This is a genomic window from Pseudomonas juntendi (assembly GCF_009932375.1).
GTDB classification, from domain to species: domain Bacteria; phylum Pseudomonadota; class Gammaproteobacteria; order Pseudomonadales; family Pseudomonadaceae; genus Aquipseudomonas; species Aquipseudomonas juntendi.
Map to the genome: position 1 here is coordinate 1 of NZ_BLJG01000049.1, position 15,685 is coordinate 15,685.

Consider the following 15,685-nt stretch of genomic DNA (forward strand, 5'->3'; position numbering starts at 1 on the left):
GGGCCGCAAAGCGGCCCCCTGCGATCCCGGATCAAACCACGCCCTGAGCCAACATCGCATCCGCCACTTTGACAAAGCCGGCGATGTTCGCACCTTTCACGTAATTGACCCGGCCATCCGCCTCTTCACCATAATGCACGCAAGCATGGTGGATCGATTGCATGATGTTGTGCAGCTTGCTGTCCACTTCGCCGGCAGTCCACAGCAGGCGCATGGCATTCTGCGACATTTCCAGGCCAGACACGGCCACACCGCCGGCGTTGGATGCTTTGCCCGGGGCATAGAGGATGCCGGCTTCCAGGAAGATATCCACCGCTTCCAGGGTGGTCGGCATGTTGGCGCCTTCGGCCACGCAGATACAGCCGTTGGCCAGCAAGGTACGGGCGTCTTCGGCGCCCAGTTCATTCTGCGTGGCGCACGGCAAGGCGATGTCGCATGCCAGGCTCCAAGGGGTCTGGCCCTTGCGGAACTCCAGGCCGAACTGCTCGGCCAGCTCGCTGATACGGCCCCGCTTGACGTTTTTCAGCGTTATCAATGCTTCCCACTGGGCATCGGTGAGGCCGGCTTCGGCATACAGCGTGCCTTCGGAGTCCGACATGGAGATCACTTTGCCGCCCAGGTCCATGACCTTGCGCGCGGCATACTGGGCAACGTTGCCCGAGCCCGACACCGCCACGCGACGGCCGTCGATGCGCTTGTCCTGGCGCTTGAGCATTTCCTCGGCGAAATACACACAACCGTAGCCGGTGGCTTCGGGGCGAATCAGGCTGCCACCGTAGGTCATCCCCTTGCCGGTCAGTACCGAGGTGAACTGGTTGGCAAGCCGCTTGTACTGGCCAAACATGAAGCCGATTTCGCGGGCACCCACGCCGATGTCACCGGCCGGCACGTCGCAGTCGGCGCCGATGTGGCGGTACAGCTCGCTCATGAACGCTTGGCAGAAGCGCATCACTTCGGCGTCGCTCTTGCCTTTGGGGTCGAAGTCCGACCCGCCCTTGCCACCGCCCATGGGCAGCGAAGTCAGGGAGTTCTTGAAGACCTGCTCGAAGGCCAGGAATTTCAGCACGCTGAGGTTGACCGAGGGGTGGAAGCGCAAGCCGCCCTTGTACGGGCCGATGGCGCTGCTCATCTGGATACGGTAGCCGCGGTTGACCTGCACTTTGCCCTGGTCATCGACCCACGACACGCGGAACAGCATCGCACGCTCCGGCTCGACCATACGCTCCAGGATGCCGGACTGCAGGTAATGAGGGTTGGCCTCAAGGAAGGGCCACAGCGTGCGCAGCACTTCTTCCACTGCCTGATGAAACTCGGGCTGGCCTGGGTCGCGCAGTTGCAGGCGCGCGAGGAAACTGTCGACAGATTCGATCATGGTAGACATCTCACCGAAGATTTTGGACTTATTGGTTTTTCGGGAATGTACCAAGAAGCAATCGCACCGGAACAGGGCGACATGTCGTTTTTTTGAATTTATTTGGTGCGTTTTATATAAGTGTATACAAAAAAGGCCGCAATACTGACCTTCAAACAGCCAGGCCCGTAAACGTCAGGCACAAAAATGGGGCCACCAAGGGCCCCATTCCTGTGCATCAAGACACTGGCTTACTGGGCCAGTTTCTTGTGCCGTACCCGGTGCGGTTGGGCAGCAGCGTCACCCAGACGCTTTTTGCGGTCGGCTTCGTACTCGGTGTAGTTACCCTCGAAGAACACCACGTTCGAGTCGTCTTCGTACGCCAGGATGTGGGTCGCCACACGGTCCAGGAACCAACGGTCGTGGGAAATCACGATCGCGGCGCCCGGGAAGTCCAGCAGGGCTTCTTCCAGCGAACGCAGGGTTTCCACGTCCAGGTCGTTGGACGGTTCGTCGAGCAGCAGGACGTTACCGCCCTCCTTCAGCGTCAACGCCAGGTGCAGGCGACCCCGCTCACCACCGGACAGGTCCTTGACGAACTTCTGCTGGTCGCCGCCTTTGAAGTTGAAACGGCCAACGTAAGTACGCGACGGGATCTCGTAGTTGCCGATCTTGATCATGTCGGAACCGTCGGACACCTGCTGGAACACGGTCTTGCTGCCGTCCAGGTCTTCGCGGCTTTGGTCGACGCAAGCCAGTTGCACGGTTTCGCCGATTTCGATGCTGCCCGAATCCGGCTGTTCCTTGCCCATCAGCATGCGGAACAGGGTGGACTTACCAGCACCGTTACCACCGATCACGCCGACGATCGCGCCTTTTGGCATGGCGAACGACAGGTTGTCGATCAGTACGCGGTCGCCATAGCCTTTGGTGACGTTCTTGAACTCGATGACCTTGTCACCCAGGCGTGGGCCGGCCGGGATGTAGATCTCATTGGTTTCGCTACGCTTCTGGAATTCCTGCGACTGCATTTCTTCGAAGCGCTGCAGGCGGGCCTTGGACTTGGACTGGCGGGCCTTGGCGCCTTTGCGCACCCACTCCAGTTCCTCTTTCATGGCCTTTTCATGGGCGCTTTGCTGCTTGGACTCCTGCGCCAGGCGCTCGGACTTGGCTTCCAGCCAGCCCGAGTAGTTGCCTTCGTACGGGATGCCGGCGCCACGGTCCAGTTCCAGGATCCAGCCAGCGACGTTGTCGAGGAAGTAACGGTCGTGGGTAATCGCCACCACCGTGCCCGGGAAGTCGTGCAGGAAGCGCTCCAGCCAGGCCACCGAGTCGGCGTCCAGGTGGTTGGTTGGTTCGTCGAGCAGCAGCATGTCGGGGGCCGACAGCAGCAGGCGGCACAGGGCCACACGGCGCTTCTCACCACCGGACAGGTGCTCGATGCGGGCGTCCCAGGCCGGCAGGCGCAGGGCGTCGGCAGCGACGTCCAGCTGGCGCTCCAGGTTGTGGCCATCGGCGGCCTGCAGGATGGCTTCCAGCTTGGCCTGTTCGGCGGCCAGCTTGTCGAAGTCGGCATCCGGTTCGGCGTAGGCAGCGTACACCTCGTCCAGGCGGGCCTGGGCGTCCTTGATCACGCTGACCGCTTCTTCGACCACTTCGCGGACCGTCTTGGTCGGGTCCAGTTGCGGTTCCTGGGGCAGGTAGCCCACGTTGATGTCGGGCATCGGACGGGCTTCGCCGTCGAATTCCTTGTCGACGCCCGCCATGATCCGCAGCAGGGTCGACTTACCGGCGCCGTTCAGGCCGAGCACGCCAATCTTGGCGCCTGGGAAGAATGACAGGGAAATGTTCTTGAGAATTTCCCGCTTCGGCGGCACGACCTTGCTCAGCCGATGCATGGTGTAGACGTATTGAGCCAAAACCAAGCCCTCTAATCAGGTAAGTAAAGACATCGACGATCGCCCCGGCGCGCTGGCCAGGGAGATGTGTGTTTGGGTGTAAGTGAACAAAGGCGACCATTCTACGCCATCGCACGGCGTTTCATAGGCGGGGCGATGGTGGGCAGGGACCGGTGTGATCTATGGGAGGAATGTGTTGCCTGTGGCGGCCCTTTCGCGACTTTAGCCGCGAAAGGGGCGGCACAGCTGCCGAGATGGCTCAGACGTGACGCTGCCGGGCCTTGCCACGCGGCAACCGGCAACGGTCACCCTGCTCGGCCAGGCGCGCGGCCCAGGCAGACTTCACGCTGAAGCCACTGCTGCGGGCAGGCTGCTGCTCGGCAACATTCGCGGGTTTGGCGGCCGCAGGGGCAGTGCTGACCACCTTGGCTGCAGGCTTGTGGGCCGCAGCCACTGCCACTGCCGGCGCTGCCGCCTTGGCGGTCTTGCGCAGTTCAGCCAGCGACGGGGCCTTGGGCTTGGCCGAACTGGCCGCTTCAGGTTTGCTCAGCGAACGCTGGCAAGACTTGCAGGATACGTCCTCGGTCACGGCAGTGCTGACAAGGGTCTGACTGCTACGCCCACAGGCGGAATCGAGGCCATTGGAGGAAAAGTGAGTAACCAAAAGCGAACATCTCCGATGCGTTGTCATGTAAAGCGGGCGGCATTCTCGCACAGGTTGCAGGGGCTTGCCGAACCGGCGGGCAGTCGCCATCGGTCCAGATGGCTGGCACTTTGCCATAATCGTAGGCATGCTAGCCGGTTTCGGGTGTCCGGCCTTATAGTGCGCCACCACGGTGTGACTGCCGGACATCGGTACATGCCGTGCACGTTTCGTCCCTGCCATCGCCAGCCCAATCGCAGGATCAGCGCTTGATCAATCTTACTCACCCGTCGTCACTGCGTTCCGCGCCTGAAGCACCCGCCTCTACCCTGCGCGGGTCGATCAAGGGCACGTTGGCGCTGCTGGCCCTGATCCTGCTGGGCCTGCTGCTGTGGCAACTGTTCGCCCAGTTCAACCACACCCAAGCCGACCTGCGCGCGCAGAGCCTGGATGCCAGCGTGGAAATGGCCGACCACCTGAACCTGAACATGGCGTTCAAGGCCCAGCAGGCGGTGAATGTGGTACAGCCCTACATCAGCCCGCCGACGCCCGCAGCCATGCCCAGCCTGGTGGATACCCTGCGCCAGCGCCTGCCCGACCTGCAAAGCCTGGCCTGGCTGGACAGCACCGGGCAGCTGCGCGCCGACAGCCTGGCCGGCAGCCCGGACCGGCAGTGGCTGGACGAGTTACTGGCGCTGAACCAGGGGCGTGCGTACTTCTTCTCCAATTCGCCCGACAACCACACGCTGTACATGCTGCTGCGCCAGGCCACCGAGCAGGACCGCGGCTACTGGCTGCTGCGCCTGTCGCCAGACTACTACCGCGAGCTCACCCTGCACCTGGACAGCGGCACCCACCCATTGTGGCTGCTGGAAAACAGCCGCACCGGCGAAGTGCTGCAGCGCCATGCCCCCACCGCTACCAGCGATGAACCGCTGCAAAGCGTGATGCTGGCCTTCATCGACAACAGCACCTGGCAACTGCGCGGCCTGTTCGACGCCAAGCTGATGCAACAGAAGCTGCTGCCGGCGCTGATCGGCAAATGCCTGCTGGTGTTGTTTTGCGCCCTGCTGCCGGTGCTGGCCCTGATCAACATGCGCCGGCGCCAGCGTGCGCTGCAGGAAGACCGCCGGCGCTACCAGGAAATTTTCGAAGGCACCGGCGTGGCCCTGTGCGTGCTCGACTTGTCGAGCCTACCGGGCCAGCTGGACCGCTACCACCTGCGCAACCGCGCCGCACTCAAGCACAGCCTGGCCCTGGACCCAGGCCTGCGCCGGTCCCTGCTGCTGGAACTGAAGATCACCGAAGTCAACCAGGTGGCCCGCCAGTTACTGAACATCGACTGCCATGAAGGCGCCTGGCAGCGGTTGATCGACGGCACCGGCGATGGCCGCGACAGCATCGGCATGCAACTGATCGACGCGCTGATCGAACAGCGCCAGGTGCTGGAGCTGGAAGTACGCCTGCCGTCACCGCTGGGTGGCGAGTTGCACCTGTGGTTGATGGCGCGCCTGCCGCAACAACGGCGTGACTACCAGGCGGTGATCCTGAGCATCAGCGACATCACCAGCCGCAAGCAGGTCGAACTGTCGCTGCTGGAGCGCGAAAGCTTCTGGTCCGACGTGGTGCGCACCGTGCCCGACCAGCTGTACGTGCAGGATGTGCTCAGCCAGCGGATGATCTTCAGCAACCGCCACCTCGGCCAGACCCTGGGCTACGACCGTACCGAGCTGGCACACATGGGCGAGCGCTTCTGGGAACTGCTGCTGCACCCCGAAGACGCCGCGCACTACCAGGCCTTGCGCCAGCAACAGCGGAACAATGGCCACGACCAGCAATTGCACTGTCAGTTGCGCTTCCGCCACCGGGACGGCAGTTGGCGCTGCTACGACATCCGTGAGCAGGTACTGACCCGCAACGCCGAAGGCCTGGTAACGCGCATCATCGGCGTTGGCAAGGATGTCACCGTACAGATCGAGGCCAGCCAGTCGCTGCGTGACAGCGAACAGCGCTACCGCATGCTGGCCGAAAGCATCAGCGACGTGATCTTCTCCACCGACAGCCTGCTCCAGCTCAACTACGTCAGCCCGTCGGTGCAGAGCGTGCTGGGCTACCAGGCCGAGTGGATCTTCACCAACGGCTGGCAGTCGATCATCGCCAACCCGGCCCAGCTCACCGGCATCTACAGCCTGATGGAGCGGGTCAGCAAGGCCATGGGCGACGCCGAGCAGTTGGCCCAGTTGCGCAGCCAGCTGCCGACCCAGCTGTTCCTGTTCGACTGCCTGCGCGCCGATGGCCGCAAGATCCCGATCGAACTGCGCCTGGTGCTGGTGTGGGACGACGACCAGCGCTTCGAAGGTGTGCTGGGGGTCGGCCGCGACATCAGCCAGCAGCGCCGCGCAGAAAAAGACCTGCGCATGGCCGCGACGGTATTCGAGCACTCGACCTCGGCGATTCTCATCACCGACCCGGCCGGCTATATCGTCCAGGCCAACGAAGCGTTCAGCCGGGTCAGCGGCTACGCCGTCAGCGACGTGCTCGACCAGTTGCCCAGCATGCTCACGGTCGACGAACAGCAGGAAAGCCACCTGCGCTACGTGGTCAAGCAACTGCACCAGCGCGGCAGCTGGGAGGGCGAGGTGTGGCTCAAGCGCCGTGACGGCGACCACTACCCGGCCTGGGTCGGCATCACCGCAGTGCTGGACGATGAGGGCGATCTGGCCAGCTACGTGTGCTTCTTTACCGACATCAGCGAGCGCAAGGCCAGCGAGCAACGCATTCACCGCCTGGCCTACTACGACGCCCTCACCCACCTGCCCAACCGCACGCTGTTCCAGGACCGCCTGTACAACGCCCTGCAACAGGCCGAGCGGCAAAAGGCCTGGGTGGTGCTGATGTTCCTCGACCTCGACCGCTTCAAGCCGATCAACGACTCGCTTGGCCATGCCGCCGGCGACCGCATGCTCAAGGACATGGCCTTGCGCCTGCTGGCCTGCGTGGACGACGACGACACCGTGGCGCGCATGGGCGGCGACGAATTCACCTTGCTGCTGCAACCGCGCGCGACCCGGGAAATGGCCTTGAACCGCGCCATCCATGTGGCCGAGAACATCCTTGCCAGCCTGGTGCGGCCGTTCGTGCTGGAAAACCGCGAGTTCTTCGTCACCGCCAGTATCGGCATCGCCCTCAGCCCGCAGGATGGCAGCGAGCTGAGCCAGCTGATGAAAAACGCCGACACCGCCATGTACCACGCCAAGGAACGCGGCAAGAACAACTTCCAGTTCTACCAGGCCGAGATGAACGCCAGCGCCCTGGAGCGCCTGGAGCTGGAAAGCGACTTGCGCCATGCCATGGAGCAGAACGAGTTCATCCTGTACTACCAGCCGCAGTTCAGTGGCGATGGCAAACGCCTGACCGGTGCCGAGGCGCTGCTGCGCTGGCGGCACCCGACCCGCGGCCTGGTACCGCCCGGCGACTTCATCCCGGTGATCGAGGAACTGGGCCTGGTGGTGGATGTGGGTGACTGGGTGCTGCGCGAGGCCAGCCGCCAGCTCAAGGCCTGGCACAAGGCCAAGGTGCGGGTGCCGAAGGTCTCGGTGAACATCTCGGCGCGGCAGTTCTCCGATGGCCAGCTGGGCACCCGGATTGCCACCATCCTCGAGGAATGCGGGCTACCGCCGGCCTGCCTGGAGCTGGAACTGACCGAGAGTATCCTGATGCGTGAGGTGAACGAGGCGCTGCAGATACTGGCCAGCCTGAAGAACCTTGGCCTGAGCATTGCGGTGGATGACTTCGGCACCGGCTACTCGTCGCTGAACTACCTCAAGCAGTTCCCCATTGATGTGCTCAAGATCGACCGCACCTTCGTCGACGGCCTGCCCGAAGGCGAGCAGGACGCACAGATTGCCCGGGCGATCATCGCCATGGCCCACAGCCTCAACCTGGCGGTCATCGCCGAGGGCGTGGAAACCCACGAGCAACTGGAGTTCCTGCGCGAGCACGGGTGCGACGAAGTGCAGGGCTACCTGTTCGGGCGCCCGATGCCGGCGCATCAGTTCGAGGCCCAGTTCGCCAACGAGACGTTGTTCATGTTCCATTGACGCTGCCTGCACTGGCCTCATCGCACCTATTGATTTAGGAGGACCTTGTGGGAGCGGGCGTGCCCGTGAACACCGGCGTAACCGGTGCCAGCCTCCGCGCCGGGTTCTTCGCGGGCGGGCCCGCTCCCACACCGACCGCTCCAACTTCCAGCCATGTGCCAACCTGTGGGAGCCGGCTTGCCGGCGATGGGGCGCAAAGCCCCCCCAGAAACCGGACTTCAAAGTCAACTCCAATCCCCGCTCAGCCCAGACGCGGCGCGGGATGCAACATGAGACCCATTGGTCCGCGACTTGACGCCACTTCATATGCCAGCCGCGAATCAATCGGTTAGAATGCCCCCCCAAACTACCCCGATCCTTGAGGACCGCCATGTTCAGCCGTGATTTGACCATTGCCAAGTACGACGCCGAGCTCTTCGAAGCCATGCAGCAAGAAGCCCTGCGCCAGGAAGAGCATATCGAGCTGATCGCCTCGGAAAACTACACCAGCCCGGCTGTCATGGAAGCCCAGGGCTCGGTGCTGACCAACAAGTACGCCGAAGGCTACCCGGGCAAGCGCTACTACGGTGGTTGCGAGTACGTCGACGTCGTCGAGCAACTGGCCATCGACCGTGCCAAAGAGCTGTTCGGTGCCGATTACGCCAACGTCCAGCCGCACGCTGGCTCCCAGGCCAACGCTGCTGTCTACCTGGCCCTGCTGTCGGCCGGTGACACCATCCTGGGCATGAGCCTGGCCCACGGTGGCCACCTGACCCACGGTGCTTCGGTAAGCTCCTCGGGCAAACTGTACAACGCCATCCAGTACGGCATCGACGGCAACGGCCTGATCGACTATGACGAAGTCGAGCGCCTGGCTGTCGAGCACAAGCCGAAGATGATCGTTGCCGGCTTCTCCGCCTACTCGCAAGTGCTGGACTTCGCCCGCTTCCGTGCCATCGCCGACAAGGTGGGTGCCTACCTGTTCGTCGACATGGCTCACGTTGCCGGCCTGGTTGCCGCTGGCGTGTACCCGAACCCGGTACCGTTCGCCGACGTGGTCACCACCACCACGCACAAGACCCTGCGCGGCCCACGCGGCGGCCTGATCCTGGCGCGCAAGAACGAAGAAATCGAGAAGAAGCTGAACTCCGCCGTGTTCCCTGGCGCCCAGGGCGGCCCGCTGGAGCACGTCATCGCCGCCAAGGCTATCTGCTTCAAGGAAGCCCTGCAGCCTGAGTTCAAGGCTTACCAGCAGCAGGTCGTGAAAAACGCCCAGGCCATGGCCGAAGTGTTCATCGAGCGTGGTTTCGACGTGGTGTCTGGCGGTACCCAGAACCACCTGTTCCTGCTGTCGCTGATCAAGCAGGAAATCTCCGGTAAAGATGCGGACGCTGCCCTGGGCAAAGCCTACATCACCGTCAACAAGAACTCGGTACCCAACGACCCACGTTCGCCGTTCGTCACCTCGGGCCTGCGTTTCGGCACCCCAGCCGTCACCACCCGTGGCTTCAAGGAAGCCGAGTGCAAGGAACTGGCTGGCTGGATCTGCGACATCCTGGCTGACCTGAACAACGAAGCGGTGATCGATGCCGTGCGTGAAAAGGTCAAGGCCATCTGCAAGAAGCTGCCGGTTTACGGCAACTGATCGCTGCTCGCCAGAGGAAAACCCGGCTCGAGGCCTAATGCCAGTCAGTTAAGTAATTTGGGGCCGCTTTGCGACCCTTCGCGGGCACGCCCGCTCCCACAGGGGATCGCGCATCTCTTGAGTTCAGCGCCAAACGTGTGGGAGCGGGCGTGCCCGCGAAGGGCTGCAAAGCAGCCCCAGTAACGCTTAACTGACAGGCATTAGGCTCAATGCCGGGTTTTTTTGCGCGCCGGATTTACACATGGCTTGCGGCGCAGCACGTTCGCGCTTCGCCGCATTGCAAGACCGGCGCTGCCATTTTTTTTCAGCAGGTAGCGCCTTGACCAGAGACCAACTCGAAACCCGGCAAACGCTCATCTATTTCGCCACCGTGCTGGCGGCCTGCGCTTTCGGCGTTTTCGCCAGTGGGGGTGCTTCAGTGCTGGAAGTGCTGATCACACCCGCCATCGCCGTGCTGATGTACGCCATGTTCTTGCAGATACCCTTTCTGCACCTGCGCGCGAGCCTGGCCAATCGACGCTTCACGGTTGCCTTGCTGCTGGCCAATTTCGTGCTGGTGCCCTTGCTGGTGTGGGGCCTGACGCGCGGGCTGACGGGCCAGCCGGCCTTGCTGGCAGGCGCCCTGCTGGTACTGCTGGCACCTTGCATCGACTATGTGGTGGTGTTCACACACATGGGCAAAGGCGATGCGCGGCTCATGCTGGCCGCCACCCCCGTGCTGTTGCTGCTGCAACTGCTGCTGTTGCCGTTTTACCTGGCGCTCATGCTCGACGCTGGCCAGGCGTTGAACCTGGCGATAGGGCCCTTCGTGCAGGCGTTCGTGGCGATGATCGTCGTGCCGTTGGCCTTGGCCGTGTGGACCAGTGCCCTGGTCGGCAAGTGGCGGGGGGTGAGCCGATGGAACGATGCCTGGGCCTGGATGCCCGTACCGGCGATGGCGCTGGTGCTGTTCGTGGTGATCGCTTCACAGATCCGGATCGTGTTGCACGACCTGCCGCAACTGCTGCCCGTAGTGCCGGTTTACCTGGGCTTTGCGCTGGTGGCACCGGCCATCGGCTGGGCAGCAGCGAGGCTGCTGGGCTTGCCGGCACAGCAGAAGCGCGCCGTGATGTTCAGTGCGGCGACGCGCAACTCGCTGGTGGTGTTGCCGCTGGCGCTCGCCTTGCCAGAGCAGTGGCGCACGCTGGCGGCAGCGGCGGTGATTACCCAGACATTGGTCGAACTGGTCTGCGAGCTGGTCTACGTGCGGGCGATTCCGGCGATCGCCCGCACGTAAACAGCATCAGCTCACCACGTGCAGGTAATGCAGGTGGCGCTCGTACTGGTCGAGGATGTCGCCGATCACATCCTCACGGCTCCAGCCCATCACATCGTAGTCCTGCCCGCCTTCGCGCAGGTACACCTCTGCCCGGAAGTATTTGCGCGCATCGCTGTTGTCATCGGCGTCGCGCATGACGAAGCTCGGCGTATTGAATGCCCGGGGGCGTACCTCGTACTTGAAGCGCCCTTCCCCGGAATGGGATAGCTCGAGCGTGACGCGGCCGTCTTCACGCTCATCCACGGTCACCTCATAGCCTTGTTTGCGCAGTTCCTGCGCCACTTCTTCGCACGCGGGCTTGACCACATCGGCGATGAAGCGGGTAACGTGCGCCCTGCGCGGCATCATGGCGATGTTGCGCAAGCGGCGCTGCCAGCCGCCGTGGTTCTGACGGCCCTGCCGCTGACCTGGCAGTGCCTGGGTGCGCAGCCCACGCCGTGTGGCGTCCAGCCCCAGGGCCTTGAACAACCCCCAGATGGAAAACAGCAGGATGATCGCGAACGGCAAGGCGCTGGCAATGGTGGCCGCCTGCAGTGCTTTCAGGCCGTTGGCCAGCAGCAGGGCAATGGCCACCGCGCCCATGGTGACCGACCAGAACACGCGCTGCCAGAGCGGTGAATGGCCCCTGCCGGAGGACGCCAGCATATCCACGACAAGCGCACCCGAGTCGGCCGAGGTAACGAAGAACACGACCACCATCAGCACTGCCAGCATCGAGATGGCCGTAGACCAGGGGAAGTGCTCGAGGAACGCGAACAAGGCCAGCGAGCTGTCCTGATCCACCACCGTGGCCAGGTCCTTGACACCGCCGTGCAGGATCATATGGATGGCCGAGTCGCCAAACACGGTCATCCACAGCAACGTGAAGCCGGCAGGGACGAACAGCACGCCACACACAAACTCGCGAATGGTGCGCCCACGGGAAATGCGCGCAATGAACAGCCCCACGAAGGGCGACCAGGACAACCACCAGCCCCAGTAGAGCAAGGTCCAGCCGCCAATCCAGTCGGTGGGTTCGTAGGCAAACAGGTTGAACGTCTTGTTGACGATATCGGACAGGTAGGCCCCTGTGTTCTGCACATAGGCCTGCAGCAGGAATACCGTAGGGCCTACCGCCAGCACGAAAAGCATCAGGACCACGGCGAGGCCCAGGTTGAGCTCCGACAGGATACGGATGCCCTTGTCCAGGCCGCTGGCCACCGACAGCGTGGCCAATGCACAGGTAACGGCAATAAGAATGACCTGCACCGAGGTGCTGATCGGAAGGCCGAACAACTGGTTCAGCCCGCTGTTGATCTGCAGCACGCCGTAGCCCAGCGAGGTGGCGACGCCAAATACCGTGCCCAGGATGGCGAAGATGTCCACTGCATGGCCGATAGGGCCGTAGATACGCTCGCCGATCAAGGGGTACAGCGCCGAGCGCAGGGTAAGCGGCAGCCCGTTGCGGAAACTGAAGTAGGCCAGGATCAACGCCACGATGGCGTAGATCGCCCAGGCATGCAGGCCCCAGTGGAAGAAGGTGATGTTCATGGCTTCGCGGGCGGCGGCTACGGTATTGGGGTCACCCACCGGCGGGTTGATGAAGTGCATCACCGGTTCGGCTACACCGAAGAACATCAAGCCGATGCCCATACCGGCAGAGAACAGCATGGCGAACCAGCTTTTGTTGGGGTAGTCGGGCTCGCTATGGTCCGGGCCCAGCTTGATGTCGCCATAGCGGCTTACGGCCAGGAAAACGACGCTGATCAGCACCAGTGCGACGGTGAGGATGTAGAACCAAGCTGCATTGGTGACGATCCACTGCTGAACATGCTCGAAGACGCTTTGGGCATGCGCCTGGAACACTGTGGCGTACAACACCAGTAACAGCACCAGTACTGCACTGGTGAAAAAGACAGGTGGGTTGATGGTGCTCCTGCGTTTCTGGTTTTCAGGCATAGGCGTTACTCCTTCGGGCGTTCAGCGCTGCGCTCCATCATTGGGCAGTCCGAACACGACTGCCCGTGGCGCATGATGCATGGAAGATGCTGAAACCTTACCGTCAGTTCCAGCAATTCCAAAACTTAGCCGCTTCGCTTGCCGTACAGAAGGCTTTGAACCTGTCAGCCGAGGTGACGCTTCAGCTCGGCAATGTGCTCGGGGCCAATGCCGCAGCAGCCGCCCACCATGCTGGCGCCGCGTTCACGCCAGTCCTTGGCCCAGGCGAGGTAGCCCGGTGGGTCCAGGTCTTCTCGCAGCTCGTCCAGCCCGTCGTTGGCGGTAGCCTCTTTGGGCTGCGGGGGGAAGGCGTTGGCGTAGGCACCGATGGCCACCTCTGCGCCTTGCTGGCCGATAACGGCACGGGCGACGTCAATGGCCGCGCCGATTACTTCCGGCTGGCTGCAGTTGAACAGCACCGCTGCGGCGCCCAGCCCGACTACCGCTTGCACGGCATCAGCCACCGGCTCACCGGAACGCAGGCGCGGCACCGTATCCACGTCCTCGTCCTGCAAAGTGAACGACACCCAGAACGGGCGGTCGTCTTTGGGCAGGTGCGCGTGGATGGCACGTACTTCGGCGATGGCGCTCTGGGTTTCAGCCAGCCACAGGTCAACGTGTGGCGCCAGGCCGGCGAGCAGCGGCTTCAATACTTCTTCGACCCGCTCAGGCTGGAACAGGTCGGGGCGGTAAGAGCCGAACAGCGGTGGCAGCGAACCCGCTACCTTGACCGGGTGTGCAGCGTTATCGGCGGCATGACGCGCCAGCTGGCCGGCGGTATTGGCCAGTTGCTGGCCTTCTGTAGCAAAACGTTGCTCGCCAATGTGGAACGGCACGACCGCATAGCTGTTGCTGGTAATGACCTGGGCACCCGCGGCAATGAACGCCGCATGCACCCCTACCACGGCCTCGGGCGCCTCGGTCAGCGCCAGCGCCGACCATTCGGGCTGGCGAAACGGTGCGCCGCTGCGCTGCAGTTCACGGCCCATGCCGCCGTCGAGAATAACCATCGCGCGCTGTGTCATATAACTACTCTGAAGGTACTTATGAATAAAATTCATTATGAGAGAAAGGTTTATAACTATTAAATACACTTTCTCTTTTTTGGCAAACTTTTCAGGTATGTACATGCGCTTTTCTACTGTGCTCGGCGCGGGCCTCGTGTTGCTCGCCACTGCGTCCCAGGCCCTGGCAGGTACCACGCTGGAGCGGGTTGAATCGCGCAAGGAAATGGTCAACGTGTTGATGGAGAGCTACCCGCCGTTCTCCTTCCTCAATGATCAGAACCAACTCGACGGCTTCGACGTGGATGTGGCCAAGGCTGTGGCCGACAAGCTTGGCGTGAAGCTGCGCCTGGAAACCCCGTCGTGGGACGTGATCGCCGCCGGCCGCTGGAGCGGCCGCTACGACATCTGCATCTGCTCGATGACGCCCAGCAAGGCGCGCGCCGAAGTGTTCGACTTCCCGGTGGAGTACTACGCATCGCCGGCGGTGATCGTGGTCAATGCCAAGGATGAGCGCATTCACGGGGCCAAGGACCTGGATGGGCGCAAGGTAGGCTTGACCAGCGCCTCCAGCTACGAGAGTTACCTGAACAAGAACCTGGTGATCGAAGGCAAGGAAGACCAGAAGATCGACTACCCCTTCGACTTTGTGCAGATTGCGCCTTACGACACCGACAACGTCGCCTTCCAGGACCTGGGCCTGGGCGCCGGCGTACGTCTGGATGCCATTCTTACCAACCTGGTGACCGCGCAGCCGCGCCTGACCCAGGACAAGCGCTTCAAGCTGGCCGGTGCCCCACTGTATGAAGAGCCCAACTCGGTGGCCATCGAAAAAGGCGACCCTGAATGGGATGCCAAGGTGCGCCAGGTATTTGCCGAACTGAAAGCCGATGGCACGCTGGCCAAGCTGTCGCAGAAATGGATTGGCGCCGATATCAGCAAATGAGCACCTTCCCTTCTTCCCCCAAGCCCGCGGCCAAAGCCACGGGCGCCAGCCTGTTCGGCTTTCGCACCCGGCTGCTGCTGACCTGGCTGGCGCTGTTCGGTCTGTTCGTGGCGTTCTTCCTCAGCTTCGACCTGAAGTTTGCGATCATTGTGGAGAAGTTCCCCAACCTCGCCGGCTTCAAACTGGGCCCTAACGGCTTTTTGCAAGGCGCAGCGCTGACCCTGTTCCTGTGCCTGTGCTCGATGGTGGTCTCGGTGCTGCTGGGCTTTGCCGCAGCCCTGGCGCGCTTGTCCGGCAGTGCGGTGCTGGTCGGTATCGCCAGTTTCTACACGTCGTTCTTCCGCGGTACGCCGCTGCTTATCCAGATTCTGCTGATTTACCTGGGCCTGCCACAGGTCGGCCTGGTACCGGGTGCAATCAGCGCGGGCATCATTGCGTTGTCGCTGAACTACGGCGCCTACCTCAGTGAAATCTTCCGCGCCGGCATTCTCGGCGTGGCGCGAGGCCAGAGCGAAGCGGCGCTGGCGCTGGGCATGCGCCCGCCGCAGACGTTCTGCTACATCGTGCTGCCCCAGGCCATGCGGGTAATCATTCCGCCCACGGCCAACCAGTTCATCTCGATGCTCAAGGATTCATCGCTGATTTCGGTGATGGGGGTGTGGGAAGTGATGTTCCTGGCCCAGTCGTACGGGCGCTCCAGCTACCGTTACCTGGAAATGCTGACCACCGCGGCAATCATCTACTGGGTACTGTCGATTCTGCTGGAGCTGGTGCAAGCGCGCCTGGAACGGCACTTCGGCAAGGCGTACCAGCGCTGAGCAGTG

At 62.7% G+C, this 15,685-nt stretch carries 10 protein-coding genes; 5 read left to right on the forward strand and 5 right to left on the reverse strand.

Translation table 11 applies throughout. The annotated features are described in order from the left end of the window. Window positions 1–31: 31 nt before the first annotated feature. From gdhA to GYA94_RS07605, 3 genes are all read right to left on the reverse strand, one after another. Window positions 32–1,372 carry an NADP-specific glutamate dehydrogenase gene (gene gdhA, locus GYA94_RS07595; protein ID WP_161892038.1) on the reverse strand — a complete coding sequence of 447 codons (1,341 nt, stop codon included), beginning with the start codon at window positions 1,370–1,372 and terminating at the stop codon, window positions 32–34. A gap of 230 nt (window positions 1,373–1,602) precedes the next feature. Next, window positions 1,603–3,270 (reverse strand): energy-dependent translational throttle protein EttA, encoded by a 1,668-nt coding sequence (gene ettA, locus GYA94_RS07600; RefSeq protein ID WP_054913280.1) that lies wholly within the window; start codon window positions 3,268–3,270, stop codon window positions 1,603–1,605. A gap of 238 nt (window positions 3,271–3,508) precedes the next feature. Further along, a complete protein-coding gene (locus GYA94_RS07605) occupies window positions 3,509–3,913 on the reverse strand; it encodes a hypothetical protein (protein ID WP_161892039.1) in 405 nt (134 codons plus the stop codon). A 248-nt stretch (window positions 3,914–4,161) separates the two neighbouring features. Here GYA94_RS07605 and GYA94_RS07610 point away from each other — a divergent pair, with 248 nt between their 5' ends. From GYA94_RS07610 to GYA94_RS07620, 3 genes are all read left to right on the forward strand, one after another. Further along, window positions 4,162–7,992, forward strand: coding sequence for a sensor domain-containing protein (locus tag GYA94_RS07610; RefSeq protein WP_161892040.1), 3,831 nt, complete (start codon window positions 4,162–4,164; stop codon window positions 7,990–7,992). A gap of 370 nt (window positions 7,993–8,362) precedes the next feature. Further along, window positions 8,363–9,616, forward strand: coding sequence for a serine hydroxymethyltransferase (gene glyA / locus GYA94_RS07615; protein ID WP_009686086.1), 1,254 nt, complete (start codon window positions 8,363–8,365; stop codon window positions 9,614–9,616). A gap of 319 nt (window positions 9,617–9,935) precedes the next feature. Further along, window positions 9,936–10,892 (forward strand): arsenic resistance protein, encoded by a 957-nt coding sequence (locus GYA94_RS07620; RefSeq protein ID WP_161892041.1) that lies wholly within the window; start codon window positions 9,936–9,938, stop codon window positions 10,890–10,892. 6 nt (window positions 10,893–10,898) lie between these two features. Here the strand turns inward: GYA94_RS07620 and GYA94_RS07625 are convergent, their stop codons facing one another. After that, on the reverse strand, window positions 10,899–12,872 hold the full coding sequence (locus GYA94_RS07625; protein WP_161892042.1) for a BCCT family transporter: 1,974 nt from the start codon (window positions 12,870–12,872) through the stop codon (window positions 10,899–10,901). A gap of 164 nt (window positions 12,873–13,036) precedes the next feature. Next, complete coding sequence (locus tag GYA94_RS07630; protein ID WP_174824174.1) at window positions 13,037–13,921, reverse strand: homocysteine S-methyltransferase family protein; 885 nt, start codon at window positions 13,919–13,921, stop codon at window positions 13,037–13,039. A gap of 118 nt (window positions 13,922–14,039) precedes the next feature. Between GYA94_RS07630 and GYA94_RS07635 the strand changes: the two genes are divergently transcribed. Continuing rightward, window positions 14,040–14,861 carry an ABC transporter substrate-binding protein gene (locus GYA94_RS07635; protein ID WP_009686082.1) on the forward strand — a complete coding sequence of 274 codons (822 nt, stop codon included), beginning with the start codon at window positions 14,040–14,042 and terminating at the stop codon, window positions 14,859–14,861. Beyond that, window positions 14,858–15,679, forward strand: coding sequence for an amino acid ABC transporter permease (locus GYA94_RS07640; RefSeq protein ID WP_161892044.1), 822 nt, complete (start codon window positions 14,858–14,860; stop codon window positions 15,677–15,679). Before GYA94_RS07635 ends, GYA94_RS07640 begins: the two co-directional genes overlap by 4 nt. Window positions 15,680–15,685 lie beyond the last annotated feature (6 nt).